Here is a 21,134-nt window from a genome sequence, read left to right on the forward strand (position 1 = left end):
AAGCAGAAATCGGGCTTAAATCAAATCGATCGGTTATCAGCAATCCGGAGCGACTTCTGAGCTTACGCCTGTCCCGAACGCAAATAGCACAATGAAGTTTGCTTACCACCCGCACCGCACCTTCATCGTCGAGCGGATCACTCAGACGCCGCACCTGGCGCTACATGGTCTGAAGGCGGAACTGGCAGCCCGTGGGTCAAAGTCTCGCACAACGCGGTCTGGCTGTTCCTGCGCGGGGAGCGGCTTCGCAAAAAAACACTGTTCGCACTCGAACAAGCTCGCGCCGACATCTCCTGTAGGCGCCAGCGCTGGCGCTTCCGCAGGCCGGGCTCGATCCCGGCAGGCTCGTCTTCAATCGATGAGACCTGGATCAACCCAACATGGCCCCTTTGCGGGGCTGGGACCCTGAAGGTACTCAGCCAGCCTGCGCTCCCCACCAAACACCTGAAAAGTCAGACAAATTGGGGCGAACATCAAGCGGATGTGTAGCATTCAAGCGCGGCATGATCAACGCGCCCGATGATCAGCATTGTGAGCCGTGATGCCGCGATAATAACAGTCACCGACGATACTGCGGCTGACGACGCGGCATGACGTCAAACAGCTATGCTTCGATGACGCCCGTGATGATCAGGAACACTCGGAGGCTATGCGTGGCGTGCAGCAGGATCCGGGCTTGCGGCCTCAGTAATGGGCTCCACGTCGGAGGAAACGGAGGCTTGGAACGCGAGAGCCCTCGCCCGAAGGACACCGCTCTGAAAGGAGATCAGCACGCACCCAACGCATGTCGCGACCTCGGGTGTAAGGCATCCGGCCATGCGCGCCATCGTCTGCGAGAAGTCTAAGTCGCCGGTAGCACCGCGCGATGCGTGTCCCACCGGCGCTAGTTGATCGGCTAGTGGTTCTGAGGCAACATCAGTGTAGTTGCGGTGGTCGAGCGACGATGTTCGAGACCCTGCTGCAAGCGCTCGCAAAACGCGGCGATCGTCGACCGGGTCGCAGTGCCCAGAAGAAGCACGAGATCTCCGACGTCGTGCACGTCGAGTGCGTTGAGCAGCCGGTCCGCGAGGTAAGCGATATCCGGAGCCGTCGACGAAGGCTCCGCGTGCTTTGCGGTCTCGAGACGGTTCTTCACCTCGCTGGCGGTGAAGAGCTTGCCGTTGGACACCTCGCTCATGATCTCCGCAACAGTGTCGGCGGGGGCAGACTTTTCAGCGAGCTTATAGCCAGCACGTGCAGGCAGCCGCGCTACCAGAGCCGGCGGATAGGTTTTGGCGAACTCAGCGAGCGACATATAATTCTCCACCGAGCGGAGCTCGAGACCCAACTCGGCGTTGCAAAACGCGGTGAATTGCCCGTGGGGCATCCGGCTCTTGATCTCGGCAAGAGTGTCCCCGATTTCGATGAGCTGATGGGTGGTGCGGCGGATCAGAGCACGCACACGCTTGGCGGACGCTTGCAAAAAGGCAGTCTCAGACGGCAAAAACGCCGAGTAGTCAAAAGTGTTGCTCATGGCACACACCCCTCGTTGGGCCTACCCGCATCGCGGCAAGCCGCGACAACGCTGCGATGTAGACTGTTGAGATGAGGTACGACGCGCCAGAACAGGTCGGCAGCATCACCGCTTGGCTCGAGCGGGAGCTCAAGGAAATCATGTAGGCCGAATTCTCATTTTGCAAGAATTAAACGAGACGCCGTGCGTTCAAATCCGAAACTGTTTCGTATTTCCAGACGGCGGCCGTTGTTTTCGCCGGTCATTTGCCTGCCCGAAAGCCTCGAGTTCTACTCACCGCCTGCCGGATGCAGACTGAGCCGGCGACGCTGGAAATAGCTGGCGGCCAGGATCGCCTTGCGCAGCGAGCTGAAAGAGGAGGAAGAGCGACGGAGGCGGTCGGACTTGGTGAGTCCAGCTCCCGATGATGAGCCCTCGACGCCGCCTGCGCCGGAACATAGTGTTGTTGTGGCACGGCTTTCCGAGCAGCAGATGAAGAACACCAAACTCAAGGAGGTGCTTGCGCCGCTCAAAGGTGTCGTCAACGTCGCCCTGCCACTCGTGCCCTCACCGTCGCTGCATGCCGTGCGCAATACCCTTATTTTCGAATTCCCTTATGCCGCCGACGTCATTGATTTCGCGCTGGCTGATCTTGTCGGCCGGGTCACTGTTCGCCTTGGTCCCTTGCTATTCGTGGGCGATCCCGGTGGAGGCAAGAGCCGATTCGCCAGGCGCCTGGGAGAGCTACTGGGCATCAACGTTTGGCGCACGGATGCCAGCCGCGCTGATGGCGCGGCGTTCGGCGGCACGGATCGCCGGTGGTATAGCGCCGAACCCTGCCATCCCTTTCTCGCCGTGGCGCAGGGCAAAATTGCCAACCCTTTGATCCTCATCGACGAGATCGAAAAAAGCGCAACGCGAAATGACTACGGTCGGCTCTGGGACTGCCTGCTCGGATTTCTCGAACCCGAAACAAACGCTCGTTATCCGGACCCAGCGCTGCAGATAAATCTCGATTTGTCGCAGGTCTCCTACGTCGCGACCGCCAACAGCCTAGATCCTCTGCCCTCCGCGATCCGGGATCGGTTTCGGGTGGTGAGATTTCCGAAACCGACGTCCGCTGATCTCGACGCACTCTTGCCCGCGATTATCGCAGATCTCGCGAAGGAACGCGGCCTCGCCACGAACTGGCTTCTGCCGCTCGACAGGACTGAGCGCACCGTCGCCGCGCGAAGCTGGCGTGGCGGCTCGGTCCGACGGCTGCGTCGCATCATCGAGGCAATCCTGCGCGACCGAGACGCCAAGGCCACCCGGAATTGAGGGCCATACCGCCATGTCCAAATAACCTCCCAACACTCCATTTGGCCTGTCGTGGAGACGACCGGCAAATCCTTTAGGACTCTCTAGTCAAAGCCGCCACTCAAGTGCCGAGCCCGCCGGAGATTGCTCTGGCCAAGTTTACGGGAACGAGGAGGCAATGGCTCGCACGCTCGAGGCCACAGGTAACTACAAGATGCTGAACGGCCTGGTCCTCCGGACGCCCCAACCTCGCTCCGCAAATGATAGGATTGGGCTGATCGACGACCTGGAGACGACGAGCCTCGACACCACGCGCACCGAGGTCCTGGAGATCGCCGCTGTCAAATTCGGCTATGCCGACGACTGTCAATCATCGTGATTTCCAGCAGCGATCGGCGCCGATTGAGCCGACTATCACCAGCCTGACCGGGCTGAACTTCAATCTGGCGCCTGGCGCTTCGCTTAGCCAGGCTGTCGCAGGTATGGGCCGCAGCAGTCGCCTTTCGTCCTCGGCCGATTATTTCACCGACGGGCAGAGGCCCATCGCATGTCGCGGTTCGATGCGGAATGGCAGCATCTCAAGATGCGGCGCCTTTCTCAGCAGGAGATGCACATCCGCTTCGCCTAGGCGATCAGGGAATATTCGATCGAGTGGGCGCCGACGAACCTTCCGACGACTTCGAGCGCGAAGCCGAGCTGCTGGTCGTATCGACACCGAAGCTGCCAAGTTTGATGACGACCCCCGTGGCGCCTTCGCGTCGGACGATGAAGCGAGTTCGTACGTGGCCTGGCGCGGGTCACGCGGCTCCGAACTTCATCGCAACATTTTCGACGCGCTTGGCTCGGAGACCGCCGACGCGCCGTTCAGACCGCCGACCGGTTCGTGCTGCGCCGGGAACGGGCACGCGCGCCCCGCACCGGATAGCCGCACTCGGGATCCTGCGCGATGAGGAGCGGGTCGACCGTCGACCGCCACTTCGAGATCGCCTTGGTGGCGGACCCGTTGGCTCGCTTTCCACGCCCCTGCCGCACGACTTCGTCTCCCACCCACTTGAAGAAGCGCTGCGCTGTCTCGCAGTCTTCCGCGTAAGCGCCGCCCACCACGCCCGCGAAAGTCTCCAGCATGATGTGTTCGACGACCGCAGGGTCGAAGCTCAGGGCCACGTCGGTCAGCCTCAGCAGAGTGGAGGGACTCATGCGGTCGGCGGACGCGATCAACTTGTCGATGAACGCGCGATGATCGCGACGCCAATCGCGCCACAATCCATCGTCGTATGTCCTCGAAAACCGCTCTCTCGGCAACGAGTCCACGTAGATCTGGTCGAGCTCGATGCTGTGGGACAGCCCCTCGAGAAAGGTCTTGATATCCGCCGTCGAAAGCGTTTTGGTCGACATTTACTCTCTCCTGGTGTATATTTATGAGGCTCCGACACAGACGCCGAAGACTAGGCATCAAGGATAAGGCTTGGGGACCAAGCAGCTCAAATCCGGTCGGGAAGCTAAAGAACGTTAGCTTCCCATTGACGAGCTTTTCCACACGTTAATTTTGGTCTTGATGATAGGTGCTGCCACGGTCCTCGGAACGACCGTGTTCAAATTCGGCCCCGGCGCAATTTTGCCTGCAGTCTCCATTTGTTTTGACTATCAACCTAACCCGGCGCCCTCGCGGTTGAGCGTAAGAGGGCTCGCAGCAGCTCTAGACTGTGTGGACTCTTGGGATTCTCAAATCAGACGGAATGTGATTCAAGGCTTTCTCTTAGGAGGAAGGCCTTGGGTGTAATGGATCGGCTCGTCCTGAGCGACCCGCAATGGCACCGCATTTCCAGCTTGGATCATCGGTCGGCCGGACGAACGTGGATCGACGGCCCGCGACAATCGCCACTGGCGTGCTGGTAGGCGCGGACAATGGTGGAGTCAACGATCAGGTATTCAAACTCGGGATCATCTGCGAGCGCTTCGAACATTCGCAAGCTTGAAAAGCAGGCCCGACAGCTTTACTCGAAGGAAAGATCGCCTGAGTGAGGTGATGGAGTGTTAATCGGGGATAATGATTATCTCTCTCGAGTCATGGTATCAGGCATCGAGGCTATTGAAGAGCTCATCCTGAACAAGCTGTCACGTACCCCCGGAATGCCAGATTCGATCAAGCCTCGCGTTGAGGCGAATTTCGAAGACGGTGCTCCTAGCGAAGCAAACGATTCCGTTCAGAACAAGTCGAGCAACTTGGCTTCCAGGCGCACCGAAGACCCGCCAAACCGCAGTGTGATGCGTCGGCTCAGGCTCGTCCCGATGGCGGAATGAACATTGAGAACTCGCGAATCTTTGCTCACAGCACAGCCGGCCTTTAGTGCCGAGCAATACGCGGTGTCAGAAATGACAATCTAGAACGCCTCCTGTCACGGTGGCAAGCCGCCAACTACCAACCTACGCCAAGCGCACCGGGAAGCAGCTGATCACGGCCAAAGAGCGTCGCTCGATCGGACAAAATCACTCGCTATTCGACTAAACGCCGGTCATTCCGCGGCATGGCGGTGCATTGAACGACCAAGGCGTCCAACTGAAATGATCACCTATTTTCCCGTCCAGACCGGCTTCCTCTTCTCGCTGAACGCCTTCAGGCCCTCCTTGGCGTCCTCGGTCATCGCGAGCAGCGCGATCTGGCTTTCGGTGTAGGCGATGCTCTCGTCGAACGACATCGAGGCGATCGCGCGCATGGCGTATTTGCCGCGGCGGATCGCGGTCGGGGATTTGTCGACGATGCGGCCGATCAGCCAGTCGACCTTGGCATCTAACTCGGCGGCAGGCACGACATAGTTGAGCAGGCCTGCGGCCTGCGCGGCCTTGGCTTCGAACGGCTCGCCCGTGAGCGCCCATTCGTTGACGAGACGGGGCGGAGCGATGCGCTGAAGCAGGCTCAGCACCTGCATCGGGAACACGCCGACCTTCACCTCCGGCAGGCCGAAGACGACCTGATCGGCCGCAACCGCCATGTCGGTCATGCACAACAGGCCCATGCCGCCGGCCATGCAGACGCCTCCGACCCGCGCAATCGCCGGCTTGGTGGCGTTCTGTGACAAACGTAACAGATCGGCATAGTCGACATTTGGTTTAGAATGATCCATCGCGAAAGCCGCGCCGGAATTCTGCAAGTCGGCGCCCGCGCAGAACGCCTTGTCGCCCGCGCCCGTCAGCACGATGACGCGGACATCCTTGTCGTCATGCGCGTCGCGATATGCTCTAGTGATGCCGGCGATCACCTCGCCGTTCAGCGCGTTGCGTTTCTCCGGCCGGTTGATGGTGATCCAGAACGCCTGCCCGCGCTTCTCGGCGATGACAGCTGTGGGGTCGGTCATGGCATGCTCGCTTGCTTGGTCCCGCTTTGCAGCCATTTGCGGCAGGACGGGCGATGCGCGCAAGGACAATCTGCAAGGTCGCGTCACCATAGCGTGTGGGCGCAACTTCGCTTCGCGATTGAATTGGGGCTTGCGCGCGCTATCCTGACCGGAGATTTGATCACCGATGAGCCATTTCATGCGCGCCGCATTCATGTTGTTGCTGGCAGGACTGGTCGTGCTGAGCGGCGGTGCCGCATGTCCTGCGGCCGACGCCGCGAAGATCGCGCTGGTGATCGGCAACGCGAAATATCCCGACAATGAATTCGTCCTCAGCGACGTCGCCAACGATGCCCAGGACATCGCCGAGGAATTGAAGCGCGGCGGCTTTGTCGTCGACAGGCTGAGCAATCTCACCGGCGATGCGATGCGGCAGGTGCTGGGCCGCTTCTACGACCGCATCGAGCGCGGCGCGGTGGCGCTGATCTTTTTCGACGGATTTGCCATCCAGTCCAACCGTCAGACCTATCTGCTGCCGGTCGACGCCCAGATCTGGACCGAGCCGGATGTCACGCGCGACGGCTTCAGCCTCGATACCATCCTCGCCGAGATGAACACGCGCGGTGCCGCGATCAAGATCGCGCTGATCGACGCCTCCCGCCGCAACCCGTTCGAGCGGCGCTTCCGCCGCTATTCGGCCGGCCTCGCACCGGCGATCGCACCGAGCAATTCGCTGGTGCTCTACTCCGCCGCGCTCGGCGCGGTCACGGCGAGCGGCAAGACCGATCGCAGCCTGTTCATCGCCGAGCTGCTGCGCGAAATGCGCGCGCCGAACATCAGCGCCGAGCAGGCCCTGACCAACACCAAGAACGGCGTGGTTGCCGCCACCAACCGCGAGCAAGTGCCCTGGCTGTCCTCCTCGCTGACGCCGGACTTCTCGTTCGCAAGCGCGGCGACGCGGCCGCGGGACGAGACGGCTCCGATCAAGCCGGAGGCGCAAACACCCGAGCCGCAGAAGCCGGTCTGCGAGGTGGCCCAGGCGGAGCCCGCTCCGAATGCGGACGAGCTGGCGCGAGATCCCGTCCTCGCCGATCTCAGCCGCAAGATCACCGCCAACGCCAACGATGCGATCTCGCGCTACAAGCGCGGCCAGGTCTACGCGATCAAGCGCGCCTATCCGCTCGCAATGCAGGATTTCGACGCGGTGCTCCGCCGCGCGCCCAAGGACGCGGAAGCCTTGAACAACCGCTGCTGGACCCGAGCTGCGACCGGCGATCTGCAAGGCGCGCTCGCCGATTGCAATCTGGCGCTCCAGGTCGATCCCGGCTTGAGCGATGCGCTCGACAGCCGCGGGCTCGTCAACCTCAAGCTCCGGCGCAATGCCGAGGCGACCAAGGATTATACCGACGCGATCCAGCGCAACCCGCACGCCTCATCCTCGCTGTTCGGCCGCGGCATCGCTACGCGCCGAAGCGGCGGCGACGGCGCCGCCGACATCGCGCAGGCGAAGTCGATGAACCCGAACATCGCGAAGGAATTCGCAGGCTACGGCGTGACGGAGTGCGTGCCTTAAGCTGAGGCCGCCTTCCTGATCCAGACCTTGTTGTCGTGGAACGCCGCGCCGCCGATCGGCGCGATGGTGTCCGCGCCCGTCAGCATGTTGATGCCGCGGCCGCCGATGTGGTTGCTGTTGGGATGAACGGATTCGGCGATCAGGACGCCGCGCCGCACGCCCTCGAACAGCATCGCGATCAGCGTGGTCTCGCCGCGGCTGTTGCCGAGCGTCACCGCGTCGCCATCGGCGATGCCGAGCGCAGCGGCGTCGAGCGGGTGAATCATCACGCTGGCCCGGCCTTCGCGCGCCTGCGAGGACGGTGTCTCGTTGAAGGTGGTGTTGAGGAAGCTGCGCGAGGGGCTGGTTGCTAGCCGGAACGGATGGCCCTGGTCGGCGTGCTCGATCACCGCCCAGTGGTCCGGCAGATCGGGCATCTTGTCGACATCGCCCATGGTGACGCCGAACGGCGGATGCGCCCAATCGGCTTTGAAATGGAATTTGCCGTCGGCATGGCCGAAGCCGTCGAGATAATGCGAGGTGCGGAAATCCGGCTGCAGATCGCGCCAGAGGTCGGCTTCGAGGCCGGCGATGTCGCCGTGATTGCTCAGCTTCAGCGTCGCGTCGATCAATTCACGCGGGCTCATCTCGAAGCCCTGATGCCTGGCTCCGAGCCGCGGCGCCAGCGCCTGCAACACCTCGTGGTTGGAGCGGCATTCGCCGGGCGGGTCGATCAGTTTCGGCCCGACCGAGATGTGCTGATGGCCGCCGCCGTAATAGAGGTCGTCATGCTCCATGAACATGGTCGCCGGCAGCACGATGTCGGCCATCTGCGCCGTCTCGGTCATGAACTGCTCGTGCACCGCCACGAACAGATCCTCGCGCGCAAAGCCGTGCCGGACCAGCGCCTGCTCCGGCGCCACAGTCATCGGATTGGTGTTCTGGATCAGCATCGCCTTGACCGGACCCTTGCCCTGCAGAGCTTCGGCATCGCCGGTGAGGATGCGTCCGATCTGCGACTGATCGAGCGCGCGCGTCGACTTGTCTATGGCGTCGTGGGCCTCGATGATAGATTCGTTGAAACGCCACAGCGCGTAATTGTTAAAGAAGGCGCCGCCGCCTTCATACTGCCAGGCGCCGGTCACCGCGGGAATGCACAGCGCCGCATGCATCTGCGTCGCGCCGTTGCGCGAGCGGGTGAAGCCATAGCCGAGACGGAAGAAGGTCCGCTTGGTCTCGCCGACCGCCTTGGCGAACGCCTCGATCTCCGCCACCGGGACGCCGCAAATGGCCGAGGCCCATTCCGGCGTGCGCGTCTGCAGATGGGCCTCGAGCTCGGCCGGGCAATCGGTGTACTTGTCCATGTAGGCACGGTCGGCATAGCCGTCGCGGAACAGGACATGCATGACGCCGCAGGCGAAGGCGCCATCGGTGCCGGGGCGCAGGATGACCTTGATATCGGCCTGCTTCATGGTCTCGTTGTCGTAGATGTCAACCGCCGCGATTTTCGCGCCGCGCTCCTTGCGGGCGCGCGAGGCGTGCGTCATCACGTTGACCTGGGTGTTGACGGGATTGGTGCCCCAGATCACGACGAGATCGGACAGCGCCATCTCGCGCGGGTCGACGCCGGCGATCTTGCCGGTGCCGATCGCAAAGCCGATGCGCGCGACGTTGGCGCAGATGGTCTGATAGAAACGCGAATATTTCTTCACATGCGTGAGGCGGTTGAGCCCGTCGCGCATCACGAGGCCCATCGTGCCCGCGTAGTAATAGGGCCAGATCGATTCCGCGCCGAACTCGCGCTCGGCCGCATTGAAGCGATGCCCGATCTCGTCCAGCGCCTCGTCCCAGGAGATCCGCGCGAACTGGCCTGAACCTTTGGCCCCGGTGCGGCGCAGCGGATAGATCAATCGCTCGGGGTGATGGATGCGCTCGGCATAGCGGGCGACCTTGGCGCAGATGACGCCGGCGGTGTAGGTCTGCTTCTTCGAACCCCGGACGCGACCGATGCTGTTGCCTTCGACCACCTCGACATCGAGGGCGCAGGCCGAGGGGCAATCATGGGGGCAGGTCGAATGGCGGATCTCGATCTTGGCGTGCTGGTTCATGTCCTCGTTCGTAACACCAAAATACCTGCCAGCCGAGGGCATTATCCGCCAAGGCCCATGCGATTTGCTCAAAGCGCACGCGCCGGAGGTTCCTGCTGCGATTGCGAAGGAGGCCCGCCAGTGGGCCGCGCTTACGTGCAAGCGCAATCCAAGCTGCGCATTTCGCTATTTGTGCAACTGGGTGAGACCGGTCGGCGGGCCGTCGACGGCGGTCCAGCCGCCGTCGATGAACAGCGTGCTGCCGCTGACATAGCTCGCGGCATCCGAGGCGAGATAGGCGACGGCGGTTGCGACCTCGTCGGCGCTGCTCCAGCGGTTGAACACGGTGTGGCCGGCGTAGAGATTGTAGATGTCGGGGCGCTGCTTGAACGGGCCGGTCAGCGTGGTCTCGGCGATACTCGGTGCGATCGCGTTGACGCGCACGCCGGCATGGCCGACCTCGGAGGCAAAGCCCTTCACCAAGAGGCCGATCGCCGCCTTGGTCGAACCGTAGACGCCGAGGCCCGGCTCGATGGTCACCGCGCGCACAGAGGAGCAGGCGATGATACTGCCGCCCTTCTGCGCGACCATGATGCGGCCGAAGGCCTGGAAGAACCAGACCGTGCCCTTGACGTTGAGGTTGAGGACGCGGTCGAGGTCCTCCTCGGTGTAGTCGAGGATGGTCTTGCGGATGTTGAGCCCGGGTGTCGTCACGGCGATGTCGAGCCGCGGAAACTTCTGCATCACGGTTTTCGCGAGTGAGTGGACGTCCGCGGCGCTCGCGGCATCGCAGCTAGCTGCTTCCGCCCAGCCGCCCTTGTCGCGAATGCCGGCGGCGGTCGCCTCCGCTGCGTCGAGCGCGCGATCGGCGCAGACGACGCGGGCCCCGAGATCCGCAAGCGCTTCGGCCGACGACTTGCCGATGCCGGATGCGGCACCGAGAACGAGCGCGGTTTTGCCGGTGAGATCGAAGAGCTTGCGATAGTCCGTCACTGACAATATCTCCCTGGTGCTGCTAGCCCTTGTAGCCCATCAAGAGACGCGGCAGCCACAGCGAGAATGCGGGGACGTAGGTCACGAACATCAGTGCTGCGATCAGCGCAGCATAGAACGGCAGGATGGTGCGCATCACCGCGCCGACCGAGATGCCGCCGATGGCGCAGCCCACGAATTGCGTCGTTCCGACCGGCGGCGTGTTGAGCCCGAGGGCACAATTGATCAGCATCAGCATGCCGAACTGCACCGGGTCCATGCCCGCCTTCATCGCGATCGGCAGGAAGATCGGGGTGCAGATCAGGATGGTCGCCGCCATGTCCATGAACGTGCCGAGCACGAACAGGATGATGTTGATGAGCAGGAAGATCATCCAGGGCTGCGTCGACACCTTGCTCATCATCGCGCCGGCGAGATCCGCCACTTCATAGAGTCCCATCAGGTACTGGAACATGGTGGAGACGCCGATCAGCAGCAGCACCACTCCCGTCGTCTTCACCGCCTTGGCGGCGGCGCGCAGGAAGTTGCCCCAGGTCATGGTGCGGTAGATGAAGAAGGTCAGCAGGATGGTGTAGGTGACGGCGATGGCTGCCGATTCGGTTGCGGTGAAGACCCCGGACAGGATGCCCGCTAGGATGATGCCGACGATCAGAAGCCCCGGCAGCGCGGCCGCCAGCGAGCCGACGACCTCGGCCCAGCCGGGGAACTTGCCGGCCGGATAGCCGCGCTTCACCGCGACCGCGTAGGCGGCGACCAGCATGCAGATCATCAGCACCAGCGCCGGCAGGAGACCGGCGGCGATCAGCGCGCCGATCGAGACCTTGCCGCCGGCCGCCAGCGCATAGATGATCATGTTGTGGCTGGTCGGCATCAAGGCGCCCACGAGCGAGGCGTGGGTGGTGACGTTGACGGCGTAATCGGTGTCGAAGCCTTCCTTCTTCATCATCGGGATCATCACCGCGCCCATCGCCGACACGTCGGCCACGGGGGAGCCCGAGACGCCGCCGAACAGCGTGCAGGCGACCACGTTCGACATGCCGAGACCGCCGCGGATGTGCCCGACGAGGTTCTTGGCGAGCTGCACGATCTTGTCGGCAACGCCGCCATGCAGCATCAGCTCACCGCTGAAGACGAAGAACGGAATGGCGAGGAAGGAGAAGATGTTCATCCCCGACATCATCTGCTGGAAGATGACGGCGACCGGCAGGCCCTCGTAGAGGATGGTGCAGATCGCCGAAAGCCCGATCGCGAAGGCGACCGGCACGCCGAGGATCAGAAAGCCGAAGAAGGTGGCGCCGAGAATGATCAGTTCCATGACGGGACGACCTCTTCGCCGCGCAGGAGAGCAATGATGTGCTCGATGGAAAATGAGACGATCAGGATGCCGGAGGCGATCAGCGGCACATAGCGGATCACCTCGGGCAGACCGAGATTGGGGATCTTCACGGTGCCGACCGACGCGCCCAGGATCCAGCCGTTATAGGCCATGGCGAGGCCGAACACGGCGACCAGAACGTGGATCACGATCTCGATCTTCTCCCGCACGTGATGCGAGAGCATGACCAGCAGGCTGTCCATGCCGATATGCCCGGCATCGCGTACGCCGACGGCGGCGCCGATCAGCGTGACGTAGAGGATCAGGACTAGCGCCAGATTCTCCGTCCAGGTCGGGCTGGAGTTGAGCACGTAACGTCCGAACACCTGGTAGAAGACGATGGCGACGATGACGAGCAGCCCGGTCACCGACAGGTACATGCCAAGGCGGGCGACGGGGGCATTGATCCGCGACAGCAAGCCCGTGGATGGGCGTGCCGCTACGGCCCCCGGCTCGTGACTTGCGACGTGTGGGTCTGTCATCCCGCGCCTCCTTACGGGGTCCAGTGCCGCCTTGCGGCGACGCCGGACCCGGTCCCCGAATTGTCTTACTTCGTGTCCTGGATGCGCTTGACGAGGCTCTGCAGCTTCTCGTCACCGGCGAACTTCTGGTAGACCGGCTTCATCGCATCGACGAACTCCGCCTTGTTGCCGATCGTGATCACCTGAACCCCGGCGGCCTCGACGGTCTTGCGGGCGGCCTGCTCGCGCGCGTCCCAGAGCTTGCGCATGACGGGCACCGATTCCTTGGCTGCCTTGCGGACCATCGCCTGGTCCTCCTTGCTCAGCGTGTCCCAGACCTTTTTCGAGATCACGAGAACTTCGGGCGCCAGGGAGTGCTCGGTGATGTTGTAGAACTTGGCGGCCTCGAAGTGACGGGAGGATTCGTAGGACGGCCAGTTGTTCTCGGCAGCGTCCACGAGGCCGGTCTTGAGCGCGGTGTAGACCTCGCCATAGGGCATCGGCGTCGGGTTGGCCCCCAAGCTCTGGATCATGCCAACCCACAGGTCGGATTGCTGGACGCGGATCTTCAGGCCCTTCAGATCGGCAAGCGATTTGACCGGTGCCTTGACGGTGTAGATCGAGCGCGCGCCGCTGTCGTAATAGGCAAGGCCGACCAGGCCCGCGGGCTCCATGGCTGCCAGGATCTCATCGCCGATCGGACCGTCGAGGACGGTGCGCATGTGCTGCGTATCCCGGAAGACGAAGGGCAGGCACAAGGCGATGGTCTCGGGCACGAAATTGTTCAGCGGCGATGCGTTGATCCGCATCATGTCGAGCGCGCCGATCTTGAGTTGCTCGATCGTGTCCTTCTCCGAGCCCAGGGCGCCGTTCGGAAACACCTTCACGCCGAGCTTGCCGCCGCTTGCCGCCGCGAGCTGCTGGCCCATGAACTTGACCGCCTCGACGGTCGGATAATCGGCGGGGTGAACGTCGGCGGAGCGGAAATCGCGTGCGGTGGCCAGGGGTGCTGAGACCGCCAGTGCAACGGCTGTGATGATACCGGTGAGCGTCTTCATTTGGGCTTTCCTCCTGGGTTGATGAATTAATTATATCGTTGTCGGCCCGGCTGCAGGCCGCCTTGGGTCGCTCCGCTTCAAGTGTGAAGTCAAGCGCCAATGTCGTCCCTAGGGCGGGCGGCATTTTCTGTCCAAGCCAAATCCGGCATCGATCGATGCAAGACTTGCATCGATCGATTTCTGGCGCAATTCGCACTATGGTGGGTATGGCGGGCTGGCTCGACGTCGCTGGCCCGTGACTTGACGCCTCCAATCGAGGCCCCTCAAGATGTCCCGAACACTGCACCGTCTCGAGGGAAAGCCCATGCCGCGGAAGCTGGTCGATATCTCGGTCCCGCTCGGAAACGACGTGACCGCCGATCCGCCGGGCAATCACCCGACGATCCAGTATATCGACCACCAACAGGGCCTGCCGCGCATGCTGCAGTTCTTCGACGGCCTCAAGGCGGAAGACCTTCCGGATGGCCAGGGCTGGGCGGTCGAGCAGGTGTCGCTATCCACCCACAACGGTACCCATCTCGATGCGCCCTGGCACTTCCATCCGACCATGAACCGGGGCGAGCGGTCATGGACCATAGACGAGGTGCCGCTGGAATGGTGCTTCCAGCCCGGCGTGAAGCTCGACTTCCGGCACCTGCCCGACGGCTACGTGGCGAGTGCCGAGGATGTCGAGAAGGAGCTGCAGCGCATCGGGCACAGGCTATCGCCGCTGGAGATCGTCGTCGTCAACACCAGCGCCGGCGCTAAATTCGGCAAGGCCGACTACGTCAATTCCGGCTGCGGCATGGGCTATGAGGCCACCATGTACCTGCTCGAGCGCGGCGTGCGGCTGACCGGCACCGACGGCTGGAGCTGGGATGCGCCTTTCGTCTACACCGCGAAGAAATATGCCGAAACGAAAGATGCCGGCCTGATCTGGGAGGGCCACAAGGCGGGGCGGCATATCGGCTATTGCCATCTCGAGAAGCTGCACAACCTCGACCAGCTGCCTTCGACCGGATTCACGATCTCGTGCTTTCCGGTGAAGATCGAGCGGGCGTCCGCAGGCTGGACCCGCGCGGTCGCCATCATCGACAATTAGGCCCGAGGCGTCACTCGCCGTCGAGGCCGCTCTCGGCAAGCTCGCGCAGCGCGTCGGTATCCAGGACGACGATGGCGCCGTGCTCGAGGCGAACCCAGTTGCGGCCGGCCCAGGCGCGCAATTGCTTGTTGATGCTCTCGCGCGTCATCCCGACCATCTCGCTGATCTCCTGCTGCGTGATGGCGAGCGTGCCGCTGCCGGAATCGAGCTTGCGTTCTTCGGTGAGACCGAGCAGCGCGCTGGCAAGCCGGCCCGGCAGATTTTGCAGGATCACCTGCTCGACCTGCTGACTGGTCCAGCGCAGACGCGCGCACAGCAGCTCGATGAATTTCATTGCCAGCGCCGGCTGGCTCTTCACGAATGGCAGGAAGTCCCGGCGATCGATGACGTAGAGTTCGCAGTTGGTGTTGGCGGTCGCATCCGCTGACCTGGGCGCGCCGTCGAGCACGGCGATCTCGCCAAAGATTTCTCCCGGGCCGATCAGATTGAGGATGGCATTCCGTCCGTCAGGCGATGAGGAGGAAATCTTGACCGTCCCCGCGATCACCGCGAAGAGATTGTTGCCGGGATCGCCCTTGGCGGCGATCGTCGCGCCACGCTTGACGGTGGTGTGCTTGGCGTAGCGGCAGAGTTGATCGAGCGCTTCCGGCTCCAGATCCGCGAAGATCGGGTGCTTGCGCAGGACCGATAGTTTGTTGCCCGTCTGTTGTCGGGGATCGCCGGTCTTGTCCTGAGGCACGCCGCGGGGCTCCTAAGACTACGAGGCACTGAGTTCCTGCGTAGTCAACGTTACCAGGCATTTCAACCGGAAAGCACGCGCGCGATTTGAGGCAAATGCCACGAAAAGGCCGGTAACGTCGGAAGTCAGCAGCCGAAGGCTGCGGCGATGCGTCTCCGTCGACGCAGAGTTGCGGATTACGCAAGCCGCGATTGCGTCGAGGCGCGCTAGCGCCCGCCTGGGCGAGCATCGGCCCTGGCGCTTTGGACTCGGAACTAGACCTGAAGAAGCTTCAGTGCTCCGGATCAAGCCGGCCCGCGCTGGTTTGCCGATCAGCCCAAGCCAGGACTGCGGCGAACACGACAAAGATCGCGACCACGATAACGGTCACCAGCAACGCGTCAGCAGGCATCATCCCCTCCCGGATTTGTCTCCGGCATTATTTTGCGGGGAATGGGCCGCCGTCATTGATCGGGATCAAATTGCCGAGAGCGTCGCGGAGATGGTCAGGCTGCGGCCATGGCCTCGACGCGGGCCCGATCGAGCAGGCTGATGCCGCCGTGAATGATCTCGATCACGCCGAGACGCTCCAGCTTGGTGAAGGTGCGGCTGACGGTCTCGATGGTCAGGCCGAGATAATCGGCAATGTCCTGGCGGCTCATCGGAAGCGCGACCATGTCGGACGGACCCTTGAGCGCGACCAGCCGCTCACGCCAGCCGAGCAGAAAGGTCGCGACCTTCTCGTCGGCCGAGCGGCGGCCGAGCAGGACCATATGGTCGCGAGCCTGGCTCAACTCGCGAATGGCCAGCTCGTTGATGCGCCGGAGCAATTGCGGCCGGTCTTCGATGAAACGGCCGAAAGGCCCTTTTGGGAATTGGCACACGTTCACCACGCCGATCGCGTCGGCCGAAAAATTGTGCCGGCCGGACAGATTCATCCCCAGGAAATCACCTGGCAAGGCAAAGCCGACGATTTGCCGCCGGCCGTCGGGCAGCAGCTTGTACAGCCGCATCACGCCTTCGAGGACGTTGTAGAACGAGGTCGTGATGTCCTCCTCGGAAAACACGGTCTCGCCCGGATCAAAATGGACGCGGCGGCCGAGATGCTCGAACTCCCGGAGTTCGGCTGCATCGAGCGACGAGCAGACCGCCGCTCCGCGCACGGCACAATCGTCGCAAAAATGCCCGTTCAGCTCACTCGTGACCACGGAAGGCTTCATCCATCGCTCCAGCCCAGCGCGGCTGATCCCAGCAGGCTGAGTCCACCACACCTTGGTATTTTACTGCATTGTTACAAAGCCACTTGACCCAGATCAATTATGGTCGGGATAGCCGCCCTACTCTGATAGCTTAGTAGCCGTGAGCATTGGCTTAGGCTGGATGAGACTGCCTTCCATGCTGCAATTGCTGCTACGCCAGACCCTGATCGCGGCTTTCCTGGCCACCCCGGCGCTCGCCGACTCCAAGGCCTCTCTGCGCGGAAAGGCCTATGCCAAGGCGAATTGCTCGCGCTGTCATGCCATCGACCGGCGCTCGAAGAGCTCTCTTGAGGGCGCTCCGCCGTTCCGCACCCTGCACAAGCGCTACCCGGTCGAGACGCTAGGGGAGGCCCTGGCCGAGGGCATCAATACCGGCCATGCCGACATGCCTGCCTTCGAGCTCAATCCGGAACAGATCCACGATCTGCTGTCGTATCTGAAGACGCTGGAACGATAGCCACCGCTACACGGCCTGCACCGTCCAGCCGACCAGCTCCTTGGCGATCCGACCGAAGGCCGTATTGAACGCCGCAACCGCCGCCGCCGGCTCGATCTTGTCGAGCTTTTCGGTAGCCTCCACCAGGCGCGAGGCAATCACCTTGCCCGCCTTGTCGACGATCCGCGCCGACAGCGCGATCTCGGCCTGCGGCTCGCCCTCGGTTGCGATACGGAAGCGCCTGACGTCGATCAGCAACTGATAGCCGGCCTGGCCAACATCGGTCGCGCGCAGCGGCGCGTGCGCGATGTCGTAGTTCTCAAAACTGTCGATCAGCCGCGCCTGCAACAATTTTGGAATGCTGTCGGCCCACAGAAATTCGGCGAAGCCCGGATAGTCCTTGACCGGCGAGAACAGCATGCGCTGCGTCTGCAACATCGCGACCGCAGTCGGCTCAGGGATCGCCAACGGCTCGGACAATGTCTTGCCGGCCGGCCCGAGCTTGTCGGGCGCGCGGAGATCGTAGGTGACCTTCTGCGCGGGCGAGCCGCCGCCGGTCATCTTCTCGAGCCCAGCGACGATGCTGTCGAGCTTGCCGGTGTTGCGCGCGAGCCCGTCGGAGAAGGTCTTGAAATTGGCAATGGTGTCCTTCAGCGGGCCGGAATTGTCCTGAAGCACCGTGTCGACCCGCCGCAGCGCATCCCGCGCCGCCTGCGTCATGCTCTGGCCGGCGCCGGCCTCGGCGATCAAGGTCGGCAGCTCGCCGGATTTGGCGACGATCACGCCGCCCTCCAACGTCACCACGGGAACGCCGGTCAGGCCCTGGAATTCGAGCCCGACCTTGGTGTCGGCACGCACCGGCGTCGCAGTCGCAACGGAGATCGTGGCATTGACGAAGCGCGGGTTATCAGGCGCGAGTCCGAGCTGGGTGACCTCTCCGACCCGAATGCCGTTGAACAGCACGCCGGCGCCGACCAGGAGGCCAGGCACCGGCCCCTGGAATTGCACGTGGTAGTTCGTGCGCGGCCCGATGCCGCCGGTGTTGTTCAGCCAATAGACGAAGCCGAACACCGCGACGATCGCGGCCAGCACGAAACTGCCGATCAGCACATAGGGAGCGCGGGTTTCCATCTCTCATCTCATCTCGTGTTGCAGCATCTGCGAGCGCTTGCCGTGGAAATAAGCGCGCACCCAGGGATGCTCGGATTGCAGCAATTCGCGCATCGGGCCGATCGCCACGATCTTGCCGTCGGCGAGCGCCGCGACGCGGTCGCAGACCGTGGTCAGGCTCGCAAGGTCATGGGTCACCATGAAGACAGTGAGTTCCAGGGTCTTTTGCAGCGTCTTGATCAGCGCGTCGAACTCGCCGGCGGCGATCGGGTCGAGGCCCGAGGTCGGCTCGTCCAGGAACAGGATCGGCGGGTCGAGCGCGAGCGCGCGCGCCAGCGCCACGCGCTTGGTCATGCCGCCGGACAGCTCCGCCGGATATTTGTCGGCGTCCTCGGCACGCAGGCCGACCATTTCGAGCTTGGCGATCGCGATCTCGTCCATCAGCTCCTGCGACAGGACGAGATTTTCACGCAAGGGAAACTGGACGTTCTGGCGCACCGTCAGCGAGGAGAACAGCGCGCCCTGCTGGAACAGGATGCCCCAGGCCATCGCCGCGCCCCGGCCGTGGCCGCCGGCGGGCTGTCCCATGACCTCGATAGTCCCGCTACGGCGCGGGATAAGGCCGATGATGGTCCGCATCAAGACCGACTTGCCGCCGCCCGAGGCCCCCACCAGCCCGAGGATCTCGCCGCGACGGACGTCGAGCGACAGATGGTCGAGCACGGTTTGGCGGCCGAAGCCGACCACGAGATCGCGGACGCGGATCGCGAACTGATCTTGCGATTCCTCCATCGTCACATTCCGATCGAAGCAAAGAAGACCGCGAACAGGCCGTCGAGCACGATCACCAGGAAGATCGATTTCACCACCGACGTCGTGGTCTGCCGCCCCAGCGACTCCGCGCTGCCCTTGACGCGCAATCCCTCGCTGCAGGCCACGATTCCAATCACCAGCGCCATGAACGGCGCCTTCAGAATGCCCACCTCGAAATGCGCGACGGAAATGGCCTCGTGCAGCCGCGCAATGTAGATCGCCGGCCCCATGTCGCCATAGAACTGCGCGACCAGCCCGCCGCCATAGAGCGCGGCGATCGATCCGATGAAGGTGAGGATGGGCAGCGCAATCACCAGGGCCGCGACGCGCGGCAGGATCAGGACGTCGACGGGATCGAGCCCCATGGTCGAGAGTGCGTCGATCTCCTCCCGCATCTTCATCGAGCCGAGCTCGGCGGTGTAGGCGCTGCCGGACCGACCCGCGACCATGATGGCGACGATCAGCACGCCGAGCTCACGCAACACCAGGATCCCGACCATGTCGACCGTATACGACTCCGCGCCGAATCTGCGGAAATGGAAGAAGCCCTGCTGCGCGATGATGGCGCCGATCAGGAAGGTGATCAGTGTGACGATGGGGATCGCCTGCCATCCGATGCGGTAGAGCTGATACACCAGAGAGGTCAGGCGCAGCGAACGTGGCCGGCGCAGCACGCCGATGATGGCCACGAACAAGGCGCCGAGCATCTGGAGGAAGATCGTGATGTCTTCCCGCGCCCCGACCGTGGACATGCCGAGCTCGCCCAGCCGCGCCAGAACCGGATTGGGCGCAGCGCTTGGAGCCGGTGTGTGGCGGTTGACCTGTCGCACCTCGTCCATCAGCCCGCTGAAATGATCGGCGACGCCGACGAACTCGGCCGACCTGCCTGATGATGCGGCCCTGCGCGACAGCTTCTCCAGGACCCAGGCGCCGAGCGTATCGAGCGCGCTGATCCCCGACATGTCCAGCGTTACGGCGCGCGAGCGATCGACGTCGGACCCGACGGACCGCGACAGCGTCTCGAGCGTCACCACGTTCGCGGCGGTCCAAGGCCCCTCGGGGCGCAATTTCAGCACGTCGCCGGACGGCGTCGCGTGCAGCAGCGGTTTGTGGTTCACGCCTTCCACCTCATCGGGACAATTGGTCCCCATTCAGCCGGCACTTCTAGGCCAGCATGTGGCGGCCGGATTGACCTGTCTCAAGACCCCGAACGGGCTCCGCCTCTTGACGCAAATCAAGCGAGATCGCGCGGGCGGGTCTTAGGCTCATTTGGATGCAATGAGGATAGCAATCCATGTTCGACAGTGACAGGATGAACGAGGAATTGCGGGCGCTGAAGGTCGATGTCACGCGCTTGTTGAGCACCGCCGGCGAGGAGATGTTCGAAAGCTCGAAAGCTCGCACCGAAGCGCTCGCCGATCAGATCAGGGCCGCGCTCGCCGAGCTCGGTGAGACCGTCGAACAAGAGGGGGAGCAGCTCCAGGGCCTCGTTGCGGAGCGCCCGATCACCTCGCTCGCCTCCGCCTTCGCGCTGGGCGTGGTTGTCGGCTTCATGCTGAGGAGACACTAGGTGAATACCGAGAATGTCGTCAAACATCTGCGCGTGTTGTGGCGCACCGACAGGATCATCGCGGACATCAGGCTGCGCCATTTGCTCATCGGCCTCGGCCTGCGCGCCTTCGCGGCGCTGATCGCCGCGTTCGGGCTCCTGATGCTGGAGCTGTCGGCCTATTTCGCGCTGGTGCAGATCTGGAGCGCAATTGCCGCGGCCGCCATTCTCGGCGCCGTCAATTTCGTCATCGCGGCCGCTCTCTTCCTGATCGCCGGCCGCGCTCCGTCGGGGCGTGACATCGAGCTCGCCAACGAAATTCATGACACATCCATCGAAGCCCTCCAGCTCGAGGCACGAGCGCTCCAGGCCCAGGTGTCAGGCGCGGTGCACCATCCGCTCAGCACGATCGTGCCGGTACTGGTGCCGCTGATCGCGATCATCATCAAGAATCTGCGGACGAAGGCCAGGACGTCCAACGATGCAAGTTCGGCCGAGGCGCAATCGTAGCTGACCCGT

20 protein-coding genes and 2 pseudogenes are annotated in these 21,134 nt (G+C 63.1%); 8 read left to right on the forward strand and 14 right to left on the reverse strand.

Going from position 1 to position 21,134, the window contains the following annotated elements; translation table 11 throughout:
- Positions 1–109: 109 nt before the first annotated feature.
- Positions 110–437, forward strand: a pseudogene (locus tag N2604_RS30025) (IS630 family transposase); the annotation flags it as partial.
- 458 nt (positions 438–895) lie between these two features.
- On the opposite strand, the gene N2604_RS30030 reads toward N2604_RS30025, so the two are convergent.
- Positions 896–1,513, reverse strand: coding sequence for a hypothetical protein (locus N2604_RS30030; protein WP_260371652.1), 618 nt, complete (start codon positions 1,511–1,513; stop codon positions 896–898).
- Between the two features lie 471 nt (positions 1,514–1,984).
- On the opposite strand from N2604_RS30030, the gene N2604_RS30035 reads away from it, so the two are divergent.
- Both N2604_RS30035 and N2604_RS30040 read left to right on the forward strand, forming a co-directional pair.
- A complete protein-coding gene (locus N2604_RS30035) occupies positions 1,985–2,812 on the forward strand; it encodes an AAA family ATPase (protein ID WP_260371653.1) in 828 nt (275 codons plus the stop codon).
- Positions 2,813–2,969: 157 nt separating this feature from the next.
- The gene (locus N2604_RS30040; protein ID WP_260371654.1) at positions 2,970–3,170 is read left to right on the forward strand and encodes a hypothetical protein; all 201 of its coding nucleotides are present in this window, start codon (positions 2,970–2,972) and stop codon (positions 3,168–3,170) included.
- A gap of 485 nt (positions 3,171–3,655) precedes the next feature.
- Here N2604_RS30040 and N2604_RS30045 read toward each other — a convergent pair whose 3' ends face one another.
- The 3 genes and pseudogenes from N2604_RS30045 to N2604_RS30055 all read right to left on the reverse strand — a co-directional run bounded on the left by N2604_RS30045 (position 3,656) and on the right by N2604_RS30055 (position 6,144).
- Complete coding sequence (locus tag N2604_RS30045) at positions 3,656–4,186, reverse strand: hypothetical protein (RefSeq protein WP_260371655.1); 531 nt, start codon at positions 4,184–4,186, stop codon at positions 3,656–3,658.
- A 470-nt stretch (positions 4,187–4,656) separates the two neighbouring features.
- Positions 4,657–4,758, reverse strand: a pseudogene (locus N2604_RS30050) (IS5/IS1182 family transposase); the annotation flags it as partial.
- Positions 4,759–5,361: 603 nt separating this feature from the next.
- Positions 5,362–6,144, reverse strand: a complete 783-nt coding sequence (locus N2604_RS30055) for an enoyl-CoA hydratase/isomerase family protein (RefSeq protein ID WP_260371656.1) — start codon at positions 6,142–6,144, stop codon at positions 5,362–5,364.
- Positions 6,145–6,310: 166 nt separating this feature from the next.
- Between N2604_RS30055 and N2604_RS30060 the strand changes: the two genes are divergently transcribed.
- Complete coding sequence (locus N2604_RS30060; protein ID WP_260371657.1) at positions 6,311–7,696, forward strand: caspase family protein; 1,386 nt, start codon at positions 6,311–6,313, stop codon at positions 7,694–7,696.
- Here the strand turns inward: N2604_RS30060 and N2604_RS30065 are convergent.
- The 5 genes from N2604_RS30065 to N2604_RS30085 form a co-directional block, all read right to left on the reverse strand.
- Positions 7,693–9,783, reverse strand: a complete 2,091-nt coding sequence (locus tag N2604_RS30065; protein ID WP_260371658.1) for a molybdopterin oxidoreductase family protein — start codon at positions 9,781–9,783, stop codon at positions 7,693–7,695. The genes N2604_RS30060 and N2604_RS30065 overlap by 4 nt on opposite strands.
- 165 nt (positions 9,784–9,948) lie before the next feature.
- Positions 9,949–10,755, reverse strand: a complete 807-nt coding sequence (locus tag N2604_RS30070) for an SDR family NAD(P)-dependent oxidoreductase (RefSeq protein ID WP_260371659.1) — start codon at positions 10,753–10,755, stop codon at positions 9,949–9,951.
- A gap of 22 nt (positions 10,756–10,777) precedes the next feature.
- Positions 10,778–12,070: a TRAP transporter large permease gene (locus tag N2604_RS30075; protein ID WP_260371660.1), complete on the reverse strand. Its 1,293-nt coding sequence runs from the start codon at positions 12,068–12,070 to the stop codon at positions 10,778–10,780.
- On the reverse strand, positions 12,061–12,612 hold the full coding sequence (locus N2604_RS30080; RefSeq protein WP_260371661.1) for a TRAP transporter small permease: 552 nt from the start codon (positions 12,610–12,612) through the stop codon (positions 12,061–12,063). Before N2604_RS30080 ends, N2604_RS30075 begins: the two co-directional genes overlap by 10 nt.
- Before the next feature lie 65 nt (positions 12,613–12,677).
- Entirely contained in the window at positions 12,678–13,649 is a 972-nt protein-coding gene (locus N2604_RS30085; RefSeq protein ID WP_260371662.1) for a TRAP transporter substrate-binding protein, read from the reverse strand.
- 304 nt (positions 13,650–13,953) lie between these two features.
- On the opposite strand from N2604_RS30085, the gene N2604_RS30090 reads away from it, so the two are divergent.
- Positions 13,954–14,730 (forward strand): cyclase family protein, encoded by a 777-nt coding sequence (locus tag N2604_RS30090; RefSeq protein WP_260371663.1) that lies wholly within the window; start codon positions 13,954–13,956, stop codon positions 14,728–14,730.
- Between the two features lie 10 nt (positions 14,731–14,740).
- Here the strand turns inward: N2604_RS30090 and N2604_RS30095 are convergent, their stop codons facing one another.
- Positions 14,741–15,469, reverse strand: coding sequence for a Crp/Fnr family transcriptional regulator (locus N2604_RS30095; protein ID WP_260371664.1), 729 nt, complete (start codon positions 15,467–15,469; stop codon positions 14,741–14,743).
- Positions 15,470–15,954: 485 nt separating this feature from the next.
- On the reverse strand, positions 15,955–16,668 hold the full coding sequence (locus N2604_RS30100; RefSeq protein WP_260371665.1) for a helix-turn-helix domain-containing protein: 714 nt from the start codon (positions 16,666–16,668) through the stop codon (positions 15,955–15,957).
- A 175-nt stretch (positions 16,669–16,843) separates the two neighbouring features.
- Here N2604_RS30100 and N2604_RS30105 point away from each other — a divergent pair, with 175 nt between their 5' ends.
- Positions 16,844–17,164 (forward strand): cytochrome c, encoded by a 321-nt coding sequence (locus N2604_RS30105; protein ID WP_260371666.1) that lies wholly within the window; start codon positions 16,844–16,846, stop codon positions 17,162–17,164.
- Between the two features lie 6 nt (positions 17,165–17,170).
- Here the strand turns inward: N2604_RS30105 and N2604_RS30110 are convergent, their stop codons facing one another.
- From N2604_RS30110 to N2604_RS30120, 3 genes are read right to left on the reverse strand one after another with little or no spacing between them, the layout of a single operon-like run.
- Positions 17,171–18,274, reverse strand: coding sequence for an ABC-type transport auxiliary lipoprotein family protein (locus N2604_RS30110; protein WP_260371667.1), 1,104 nt, complete (start codon positions 18,272–18,274; stop codon positions 17,171–17,173).
- Between the two features lie 3 nt (positions 18,275–18,277).
- Positions 18,278–19,045 carry an ABC transporter ATP-binding protein gene (locus tag N2604_RS30115; protein WP_157285586.1) on the reverse strand — a complete coding sequence of 256 codons (768 nt, stop codon included), beginning with the start codon at positions 19,043–19,045 and terminating at the stop codon, positions 18,278–18,280.
- Positions 19,046–19,047: 2 nt separating this feature from the next.
- Positions 19,048–20,184 (reverse strand): ABC transporter permease, encoded by a 1,137-nt coding sequence (locus N2604_RS30120; RefSeq protein ID WP_260371668.1) that lies wholly within the window; start codon positions 20,182–20,184, stop codon positions 19,048–19,050.
- A gap of 176 nt (positions 20,185–20,360) precedes the next feature.
- Here N2604_RS30120 and N2604_RS30125 point away from each other — a divergent pair, with 176 nt between their 5' ends.
- Positions 20,361–20,636, forward strand: coding sequence for a hypothetical protein (locus N2604_RS30125; RefSeq protein ID WP_260371669.1), 276 nt, complete (start codon positions 20,361–20,363; stop codon positions 20,634–20,636).
- Complete coding sequence (locus N2604_RS30130) at positions 20,637–21,125, forward strand: phage holin family protein (protein WP_260371670.1); 489 nt, start codon at positions 20,637–20,639, stop codon at positions 21,123–21,125. It begins immediately after the preceding gene.
- Positions 21,126–21,134: the final 9 nt, after the last annotated feature.

The organism is Bradyrhizobium sp. CB1015, from assembly GCF_025200925.1.
GTDB lineage: Bacteria > Pseudomonadota > Alphaproteobacteria > Rhizobiales > Xanthobacteraceae > Bradyrhizobium.

Bases quoted from the DNA above. Each gene is read 5' to 3' on its own strand.
- N2604_RS30080 (WP_260371661.1), bottom strand. From the start codon at position 12,612: ATGACAGACCCACACGTCGCAAGTCACGAGCCGGGGGCCGTAGCGGCA.
- N2604_RS30115 (WP_157285586.1), bottom strand. From the start codon at position 19,045: ATGGAGGAATCGCAAGATCAGTTCGCGATCCGCGTCCGCGATCTCGTG.
- N2604_RS30060 (WP_260371657.1), top strand. From the start codon at position 6,311: ATGAGCCATTTCATGCGCGCCGCATTCATGTTGTTGCTGGCAGGACTG.
- N2604_RS30090 (WP_260371663.1), top strand. From the start codon at position 13,954: ATGCCGCGGAAGCTGGTCGATATCTCGGTCCCGCTCGGAAACGACGTG.
- N2604_RS30040 (WP_260371654.1), top strand. From the start codon at position 2,970: ATGGCTCGCACGCTCGAGGCCACAGGTAACTACAAGATGCTGAACGGC.
- N2604_RS30125 (WP_260371669.1), top strand. From the start codon at position 20,361: ATGTTCGACAGTGACAGGATGAACGAGGAATTGCGGGCGCTGAAGGTC.
- N2604_RS30075 (WP_260371660.1), bottom strand. From the start codon at position 12,070: ATGGAACTGATCATTCTCGGCGCCACCTTCTTCGGCTTTCTGATCCTC.
- N2604_RS30100 (WP_260371665.1), bottom strand. From the start codon at position 16,668: ATGAAGCCTTCCGTGGTCACGAGTGAGCTGAACGGGCATTTTTGCGAC.
- N2604_RS30065 (WP_260371658.1), bottom strand. From the start codon at position 9,783: ATGAACCAGCACGCCAAGATCGAGATCCGCCATTCGACCTGCCCCCAT.
- N2604_RS30085 (WP_260371662.1), bottom strand. From the start codon at position 13,649: ATGAAGACGCTCACCGGTATCATCACAGCCGTTGCACTGGCGGTCTCA.
- N2604_RS30035 (WP_260371653.1), top strand. From the start codon at position 1,985: ATGAAGAACACCAAACTCAAGGAGGTGCTTGCGCCGCTCAAAGGTGTC.
- N2604_RS30110 (WP_260371667.1), bottom strand. From the start codon at position 18,274: ATGGAAACCCGCGCTCCCTATGTGCTGATCGGCAGTTTCGTGCTGGCC.
- N2604_RS30055 (WP_260371656.1), bottom strand. From the start codon at position 6,144: ATGACCGACCCCACAGCTGTCATCGCCGAGAAGCGCGGGCAGGCGTTC.
- N2604_RS30030 (WP_260371652.1), bottom strand. From the start codon at position 1,513: ATGAGCAACACTTTTGACTACTCGGCGTTTTTGCCGTCTGAGACTGCC.
- N2604_RS30045 (WP_260371655.1), bottom strand. From the start codon at position 4,186: ATGTCGACCAAAACGCTTTCGACGGCGGATATCAAGACCTTTCTCGAG.
- N2604_RS30105 (WP_260371666.1), top strand. From the start codon at position 16,844: ATGCTGCAATTGCTGCTACGCCAGACCCTGATCGCGGCTTTCCTGGCC.